General features: G+C 70.0%; 8 protein-coding genes and 2 pseudogenes. 7 read left to right on the plus strand and 3 right to left on the minus strand.

Translation table 11 applies throughout. From position 1 onward, the window contains the following. Positions 1–84 precede the first annotated feature (84 nt). The 4 genes and pseudogenes from E6P78_RS19955 to E6P78_RS33495 form a co-directional block, all read left to right on the plus strand. A complete protein-coding gene (locus E6P78_RS19955) occupies positions 85–462 on the plus strand; it encodes a hypothetical protein (RefSeq protein WP_136204973.1) in 378 nt (125 codons plus the stop codon). 103 nt (positions 463–565) lie between these two features. Next, the gene (locus E6P78_RS19960; RefSeq protein ID WP_240799281.1) at positions 566–1,375 is read left to right on the plus strand and encodes a hypothetical protein; all 810 of its coding nucleotides are present in this window, start codon (positions 566–568) and stop codon (positions 1,373–1,375) included. Positions 1,376–1,582: 207 nt separating this feature from the next. Continuing rightward, positions 1,583–1,732, plus strand: coding sequence for a hypothetical protein (locus E6P78_RS32835; protein ID WP_168712656.1), 150 nt, complete (start codon positions 1,583–1,585; stop codon positions 1,730–1,732). A gap of 242 nt (positions 1,733–1,974) precedes the next feature. Beyond that, a pseudogene (locus E6P78_RS33495) lies at positions 1,975–2,183 on the plus strand (short-chain dehydrogenase); the annotation flags it as partial. 8 nt (positions 2,184–2,191) lie between these two features. On the opposite strand, the pseudogene E6P78_RS19970 reads toward E6P78_RS33495, so the two are convergent. Next, positions 2,192–2,335: pseudogene (locus E6P78_RS19970) on the minus strand (undecaprenyl-diphosphatase); the annotation flags it as partial. A 157-nt stretch (positions 2,336–2,492) separates the two neighbouring features. Continuing rightward, positions 2,493–2,729: a hypothetical protein gene (locus E6P78_RS19975; RefSeq protein WP_136204975.1), complete on the minus strand. Its 237-nt coding sequence runs from the start codon at positions 2,727–2,729 to the stop codon at positions 2,493–2,495. A gap of 440 nt (positions 2,730–3,169) precedes the next feature. Between E6P78_RS19975 and E6P78_RS19980 the strand changes: the two genes are divergently transcribed. The 3 genes from E6P78_RS19980 (at position 3,170) to E6P78_RS19995 (ending at position 5,776) form a co-directional block, all read left to right on the plus strand. Continuing rightward, positions 3,170–3,817 carry an HAD family hydrolase gene (locus E6P78_RS19980; protein ID WP_206307851.1) on the plus strand — a complete coding sequence of 216 codons (648 nt, stop codon included), beginning with the start codon at positions 3,170–3,172 and terminating at the stop codon, positions 3,815–3,817. A gap of 9 nt (positions 3,818–3,826) precedes the next feature. Then, the gene (locus E6P78_RS19985; RefSeq protein ID WP_240799282.1) at positions 3,827–5,014 is read left to right on the plus strand and encodes a helix-turn-helix transcriptional regulator; all 1,188 of its coding nucleotides are present in this window, start codon (positions 3,827–3,829) and stop codon (positions 5,012–5,014) included. A 498-nt stretch (positions 5,015–5,512) separates the two neighbouring features. Beyond that, a complete protein-coding gene (locus tag E6P78_RS19995; RefSeq protein WP_206307852.1) occupies positions 5,513–5,776 on the plus strand; it encodes a hypothetical protein in 264 nt (87 codons plus the stop codon). Between the two features lie 955 nt (positions 5,777–6,731). Here the strand turns inward: E6P78_RS19995 and E6P78_RS20000 are convergent. Next, positions 6,732–7,604: an undecaprenyl-diphosphate phosphatase gene (locus tag E6P78_RS20000; RefSeq protein WP_136204977.1), complete on the minus strand. Its 873-nt coding sequence runs from the start codon at positions 7,602–7,604 to the stop codon at positions 6,732–6,734. Between the last annotated feature and the right edge of the window lie 405 nt (positions 7,605–8,009).

Below are 8,009 nucleotides of genomic sequence, written 5' to 3' on the forward strand. Positions count from 1 at the left end.
CCTGTTGCGTACGTTACGGCCGACCTTGGCCGGATGCCGAGGCGGGAGCGGCCGTCCGGGCCCGCCTGCACCTATGCTCGCGGGATGGAGCAGAGCGAAGTCGTGAAGCGTGTGGTCGGCATCCTCACCGAAGCGGGCGAGATGCGCCGGCTCTTGGAGGAGAACCCCGAAAGCGACGCCCCCGACACCGATTCGACCGTGGTGACCGCCCTCCTCAACGAGACGATGCCGCGGATCGCCATCCCTGAGGACGCCACGGTCGAGGACGTGGTGGTCCTGGTCGGCCGAGAGGTCGGCGGCGCGGTGGAGCAGCTCGTCGGCGCGTTCACGCTGGCGTTCGCGATGCTGGCGCAGGTGCATGACGCGGGGCAGATGGATGTGACGTCGGCGGACGTGCTTCAGGACCTGGCCCTGCGCGCCGAGCAGTTCGGCGCCGAGGGCCCGGACGAGACGGACCTCTGACAACCGGCGGTCCGCCCGGGGCGGGGGTACTCCACGGGGCGTACCCCCGCCGCCTTCCGGCGTACGACGACGGGCGGGCGGTCCCCGGGAGATGCTCCGCACCATGGACAACCGGACCGCACCAGCGCCCTCCCCGCCCGACGTGGCCGCCGACCGCCCCCGCGCCCGACGTGACGGCACGCCCCGGATCGAACGCCTCTGTCACGTCACCGGGGCGCTGCTCATCGCCTCGGGCCTACTCCACCTGGTCGTCCTCGCCGTCGACGGAGGGCCGTGGGAGGGGCCGGTCTCCTGGCGCAAGCCGATCACCTTCGGCGTCTCGTTCGGCCTGACGCTCCTCGCGGTCGCCTGGATCTCCTCCTACGTGCGCATGGGCGCCCGCCTGCGGGCCGTGCTGCTGGGTGTGTTCGCGGCCGACTGCGTGCTGGAGGTCGCCGGAATCACCGTGCAGGCCTGGCGCGGGGTGCCGTCGCACTTCAACATGGAGACCCCCTTCGACACGGCGGTGTCCATGACGCTGGCCGTCGGCGGGGCGGTGCTGGTCGGCGTCCTGTCCACGCTCACGGCCGCCGTGTTCGCCCGCCGGCCGGACGGGCCGCCCGGCATGGCCCTCGCCCTGCGGGCCGGCTGCGCGATCCTCGGAGTCGGGCTGCTCTCGGGGGCCGCCATGATCGCGCGGGGCGTGTATCTGACGCGCACGGGGCACCAGTTGGCCGGTTACGCCTCCACGGCGCCGCTCAAACCCCTGCACGGGGTGAGCCTGCACGCCGTGCTGGTGCTCCCCGTCCTGGCCCGCGCCCTGGCCCTCACCTCCTGGAGCCCGCGCGTCCGCCTGCGCATGGTGCGTGCCGCAGTGGGCGGTTACGCGCTTGCCGTGGCGGGCGCGCTGGTGTGGGCGGCCGCCACCTACTGATCCGCCGGGGAGGCGAATGCGGCGGCGTACCGGCGACGGCGCCCGCGGCCAGGCCGGGGGCAACGGATAGTCTCTGCGGGCCCCGTCAAAACCGGTGCCCCGGCGCGTCCGTGGGACCGGGACGGCGCCACGCCCCCGCCGCCGCCACGGTCCCCGGACCGGCGGCCCGGGGGCTCCCACACCGACTGCGATGCAACAGGAGACTCGATGGCTGAAACCCCGCCGCGCCAGGTTCAGCGGCGCTCGGACGACAGCGCGGCGGCCGACGCCCAGGGCGGTGCGGAGGCCGTACCGGCACCCCGCTACCAGGGCCTGTTCGTCGAGCCCGACCTTCCGCCGTTCGCCGAGACCGACTGACACCCGCGCGGCCCGCCTCCGCCGGCCCGCCCCCGACGGGCGCGGGCCGGCGGAGGCCGTTCCGATCCGCTGCTTCCACCCCGCCCCAAGGTCCTGGATGACCCGGAGGAGGCCGCTTCCGCGGGGCGGTGAAAAATACGACACAAGGTGTCGGGTTGTGAGTCGAGCATGGTGTCAACGGTCGGCGTCGATGTCAGACGTGGGCCAGACCGTGCGGACGGACGAGGAACTCAAGGGTATGCATGCCGGACACGTCGGCACCGGTCCTCCGCGGGAAGAGCGCGCTGGTGGCGGGTGCGACGCGGGCAGCCGGGCGCGGCATCGCGGTCCAGCTCGGCGCAGCGGGTGCGACGGTGTACGTCACCGGCCGCACGACTCGGGAACGACGCTCGGAGTAAAACGGGCCGAGACGATCGAGGAGACCGCGGAGCTTGTCACCGCGGCGGGCGGGAACGTGAGTCATCCGGCGGACTCGCCCGCGTGCGGGCTCAGGGCCCCCGCGCCGACCAGGGCGAAGAGCAGCACGCCCAGGACGATCCGGTAGACGACGAACGGCATGAAGCTCTTGGTCGTGATGAACTTCACGAACCAGCGGATAGTCGAGCCTTCTCTGCCGCAGCTACCCGTAGCTTCACCCATCCGGTGATGCTGGTGCTGAACCCGCACGGCCGGCATCGGCTTCTCGCCCGCGTAACGTTCGAGGGCTTCCTCGCGCTGCTCTTCGTCCGGGTCCGAAGCGGGCCAGGCAGGGTGGGCGTACTCACGCCGCAGCGCGTACAGCTCGGCCGGACGCATGCCCGTGCAGGCCGGTGAGGACGAACACGTAGCCGGGGAACCCCCAGTAGGTCAACGCGTTTGACGCCAGCTGGTGGACATCGGCGATGTCCATGTAGCGCTTCTTCTCCTTGACCTTCTTGACGTACTTGCCGCGGCGTCGCTTGTGGGAGACGGGAGACGCTTTGCGGAGCTCGTCCTCGACGGCGTCGTCCATCATCATCGCGAACAGGCCCAGGATCTCCCGCCGTACTCGGCGCCGACGTTGGGCCGGGCCAGGAGATCTTTCTTCCACCCGCGGTAGGCGGAGGGCTTGATGTCGCCGACGGCGGTTTCTCCCCACCGGGGAACGATGTAGAGGCGGGCCATGGAGCGGCATGCCTTTTCAGCCCGCTACCTACGGGTACAGACGGGCCAGGGGGTGCCTATCTGCAATCACGCCGCCTCGGTAACTTCGCGCTGCATGACCGCCGCCCACTCGGCAAGCAGGCGCTCGTACTCCCGCTGTCCCTCTGGGGTCAGCCGACCACCACGCGCCCACAGCGCCCTGATGTCCGCGTTCACCTCGGGCAGCGACCGCGCAGCAGCACCAGGTGCGGGAGGAGTGGGCATGGGATCAGGCTACGACGCGGCGCCGACAATACCCCCGCGTAGGGTCGGCCTGTGATTGAGACCATCGTCTTCGACGTCGGCGAGACCCTAGTTCGCGACGACCGCTACTGGGCCTCCTGGGCGGACTGGCTCGACGTACCCCGGCACACGCTCAGCGCCCTCGTCGGCGCGGTCGTCGTTCAGGGCCGGGACAACGCAGACGCGGTGAAGCTCCTCCGGCCCGACATCGACCTCGCCGCCGAGTACGCCGCCCGGGAAGCAGCCGGCTGGGGGGAGGCCCTCGGGGAGCAGGACCTGTACCCCGATGTCCGTCCCGCCCTGGCCGCGCTGCGCGAGCAGGATGTTCGCGTGATCGTGGCCGGCAACCAGACCGCCCGGGCCGGCGAACTCCTGCGCGCCCTCAAACTGCCCGCCGACTTGGTGGTCATGTCCGCCGAGTGGGGCGTCGCGAAGCCGGCTCCTGAGTTCTTCGCCCGCGTCCTTGACGTTTCCGGCGCCAGCCCGGAGTCAACGCTGTACGTCGGCGATCACCCCGCCAACGACATCTTCCCCGCGAAGGCGGCAGGGCTCCGGACCGCGCATCTGCGCCGCGGCCCGTGGGGGTACTGGTGGGCCAACGATCCCGAGGTGCGGGCCGCAGCGGACTGGTCGATCGACTCCCTGACTGAACTGGCCGAACTTGTCCGGAACGGCGGGTAGATTCGGGGTGTGCCAGCCACTTCACCCGGCCCGGTAGGCAGACGCATCGCCTACTACCGCAGCGTCGCCCGCCCGCACATGACCCAGCAGCAACTCGCCTACGCGGCCGGTGTCGCCCTCGGCACCATCCGCAAGATCGAACGCGGGGAGCGCGGCGTCACCGACAGCACCCTTGATGCCATCGCGGGCGCGCTCGGCGTCGACCCGTCCCGCCTGGTCGCCAACCGCGAGCACGTCTCCACCCGCATCCGGGACGCCCTGCCTGCCATGTCGGCGGTGCTGGCCACCTACGACATGCCCGAAGACGGCCCCGTCCGCCCCCTGCCGGAACTGCGCGCCGCGGTCGCGCAGACCACGGCATGGCGCCTGTCCGCCCAGTACCTCCAGATCGCGCGGGCGATCCCCGGCCTGCTGGGCGAACTCTCCCGAGCCGCAGAGGCGGCGCCACCCGCCGGCACCCGCGAGGCGGCCCACCTTCTGGTCGCCGCATACAGGTCCGCCGACGCGGTCGCCTACAAGTACGGGGCTCGCGACCTGTCCGCCCGCCTCATCGAACTGATGCGGTGGACCGTCCCCGACGCAGACGACCCGCTGCTCGCCGCCACGGTCGGCTACGTCCGCACCGAGGTCTTCTTCGCCGCCCGCGCCCACAATGCCGGCCTTCGTGCCATCGAGCAGGCCATCGACGCGTGCCCGCCATCCGTGGGAGCACCGGCCGTTGCTGCCCGCGGCGCCCTGCACATGCGGGCCGCCGTCATTGCCAGCCGCGCCGGGCGAGGGGACGCCGCCGAGGCGCACCTCGCCGAGGCAAGGGCCATGGGCGACCGCGTGCCGGAGGGCGTCTACCAGGGCACAGCGTTCGGCCCGGACAGTGTCCGTATCCACGACGTCAGCGTTGCCGTGAGCCTGGGCGACGATCATATCCAGCGCGCGTTCGACGTGGCCCGCGAGTGGAAGCCGCCGACCGACCTGCCCGCCGAGCGGCGAAGCGGCTTCTACGTCGAGCTCGCCCGCGCGCAGCTGTGGGGTGGCCTCATGGACGACTCGTTCGAATCTCTGAAGGTCGCCCGCCGGATCGCTCCACAGCACACCCGCGAGCACCCATGGGTCCGGGAGGACGCGGCCACGCTCCGCCGCCTCAAGCGGGCCGACGCGGAGACGCTGACGAGCTTCGCCGAGTGGTGCCACGCTGACTAGCTACCCCTGCTACCCCTCACTGGGGTACTTGCCCCTCTTGTCGCGGTTCATGATCTGCCTTGTCAGCAGGAACCGCGCAGATGGGACAGGGTATGAGCGCATCAACCCCCGCACCGGCCAGCGTCGTCGACCAGCCGAGCTTCGTCCGATTACATGGTGAGGCGTGCTGGTTCTGCGGAGCCGTGAACGGGCCCTTCAGCTGCGTCGGCACGGTCTCACTGGACGACGACATCAGGGCATGGCCGGTCGTAGCATGCCAGACCCACCAGGGGAGGCGACTGCCATGACGACCAGGGCACTACCACCAGTCAGTACCCTGACCGAGCAGCAGCAGCGCGGCTGGCACTGCATCTGGTGCGAGAGCCGGCTCCAGATCGGCGAAGACATCGACCTCGGCGAACAGCGGGCCAGACCAGTCAGAGGGGCCGCATACAGCTGGTTCCCCCGGGCCTGCCGCGACGTCGCAGCCTGCACCGGACGTGAGAGGGACGCAAGCCGATGAGCGTGCGCACAGTGATTCGGTTCGCGGACTGGACGATCAGCCCCGACCGCACACCGGGGGCATCCGGTCCCCTGTACGAGGTGGAGTGCACGACGTGCGGCGAATCCTCAGAGGCCACCGAAGAGCGGACACCGCCCGAGGACTGGGCGCTGCGCCACACCGGCCGGAACTCGGATCACCGCGGCTACCGGAGCATCACCACCGGCTTTCTCCGGGTCGAGCCGGCCCCTGGAAATCCGTTGCACGAGGAGGCGTCTTGACGGACGAGACCGAGATTAGTGTCCCGGGCCAGTGCGGAGACCAGAACCCGACTGCGGCCGGCCGCTGCGTCCTGAACCCTGGGCACTTCGGCAACCACTACGACTGGTTCACCCGCCCGTCGTGGGACAAGCCCGGCGCCGAGTGGCCACAGAAGCAGGCAGCCGACCAGCGATCGATTGACCAAGCGTGAAGACTGTTGCCGCGCGCACATATTTCAACGTTGGACCTCTGGATTTTTGGCACACGGTGAGTAAGGCTCGACACCTAGTCACTGACCTGCGGGTCAGGTGGCCCAGTGCAGTCACGTCACAGGCGGATAGTCCAGCGGTCCAACGGCAAGATCAGATCGGCAGTTTCCACGGGGGCACCATGCAGATCCGGACGAGTACGTATCACGCGGTACGCCACGGCGTCGACGAGCAAGCCAAGGGCGTGGGGCATGCTCCTCGCCCAACCTCGTGACGCCGAGTTCGGCGGCGAAGCTGGCGTGAGCCCGACGTCGGCCTCTCCGCCAGGACAGCACCAGCATCGCCGACCTGCCCCCAGGCTCCATGCACTCAACGGTCGCGTGCTGCAGCATCGCATCTGGAGCGACCCCGAGACGCTCGGCGAGGTCATCGGTCGCGCGCTGCGGCCGGGTGTCGGCCGTCTCGGTGGGGTAGGGCCACTCGGCGTCTACGTCCGTGAGGAACGAGTGGTCGTCCGTAGTGGCTACGACGGTGCTCGTTCGTTGTGCAAGTTGGCCGGGGCAAGGCCGCGTTTCACCCCTCCAGGTGGCGGCCTTGCCCGGCGCTCTGCATTCGCGGGCTGGGCTGACGGTCGGACCGGAAGGCTCATTCCCAGCGAGTGGGAGACGACTGGGCGATGATCAGCTCCAGGGGGCTCGAAATTCCTCCCGACGCCTCTAAAAATCACTAGTTGGAGACTAGAGAAACACCCAGAAATCGAGCCCGCTCAGCCCGCCGACTCGCCCGCGTGCGGGCTCAGGGCCCCCGCGCCGACCAGGGCGAAGAGCAGCACGCCCAGGACGATCCGGTAGACGACGAACGGCATGAAGCTCTTGGTCGTGATGAACTTCATGAACCACGCGATGACCGCGTATCCCACGCCGAACGCGATGAAGGTCGCGAAGATCGTCGGACCCCACGAGACATGGCCCTCGCCCGCGTCCTTCAGCTCGAACACGCCCGAGGCGAGCACCGCCGGAACCGCGAGCAGGAACGAGTAACGTGCCGCCGCTTCACGCGTGTAGCCCATCAGCAGACCGCCGCTGATCGTGGCGCCGGACCGGGAGACGCCCGGGACCAGGGCCATCGCCTGGCAGAAGCCGTAGATCAGGCCGTCCTTGATGCCCAGTTCCTTCAGGGTCTTGCGCTCCCTGATGGCGCGGTGCTTGCCGCCCGTCTCGTCCCGGGCGGCCAGCCGGTCCGCGATGCCGAGGACGATGCCCATCACGATCAGCGTGGTGGCGATCAGCCGCAGATCGCGGAACGGGCCCTCGATCTGGTCCTTGAACGTCACACCGAGCACACCGATGGGGATGGAGCCGACGATGACGAGCCAGCCCATCTGGGCGTCGTGGTCGCCGCGCATCGAACGGTTCGTCAGCGACCTGAACCACGCCGAGACGATCCGGACGATGTCCTTGCGGAAGTAGATCAGGACCGCGGCCTCCGTCCCGATCTGGGTGATCGCGGTGAACGCCGCACCGGGGTCGTGCCAGCCGGCGAACGCCGCGGTGAGTCGCAGATGCGCGCTGGAGGAGATCGGCAGGAACTCGGTCAGTCCCTGGACAAGGCCGAGGACGAACGATTCGAACCAGCTCATGGGGCTTCGGCCATCCCGGGGTGCTCGTGCGACGGCCGACGGCGTCGGCCGTCGGCGGCGTGCGGATTGCGGTCGTGCGAGGACAGGGCCGCGCCGGGCCCTGCTTCGTCTGTCGGTCGCGGGCAGCGTATCGCCCCCGGGTGAACAGCCGACCACACCCCCCGCGCGGCCCGGCCCGTCGCGGCGGCCCCCAACGCCGCGAGCGTGCGTGCCAGGCTTCGCCCGTCAGGCGGGACTTTCACAACGCGTCCTAGAAGATTGCTGAAAATGTTGGGTTTTGGCCCCGCTCCGGGTGGAGTGGGGCCAGTCTTGTGTTCATGCAGGGTGAGTGGGCTGGGGAGAGCGTCGGCGAGGACGTGTGGGAGTCGTGCCGGGAGTTGATCCCGGCCGGGAGCGTGTTCGCGT

The organism is Streptomyces sp. A0958 (genome assembly GCF_004795035.1).
GTDB lineage: Bacteria > Actinomycetota > Actinomycetes > Streptomycetales > Streptomycetaceae > Streptomyces.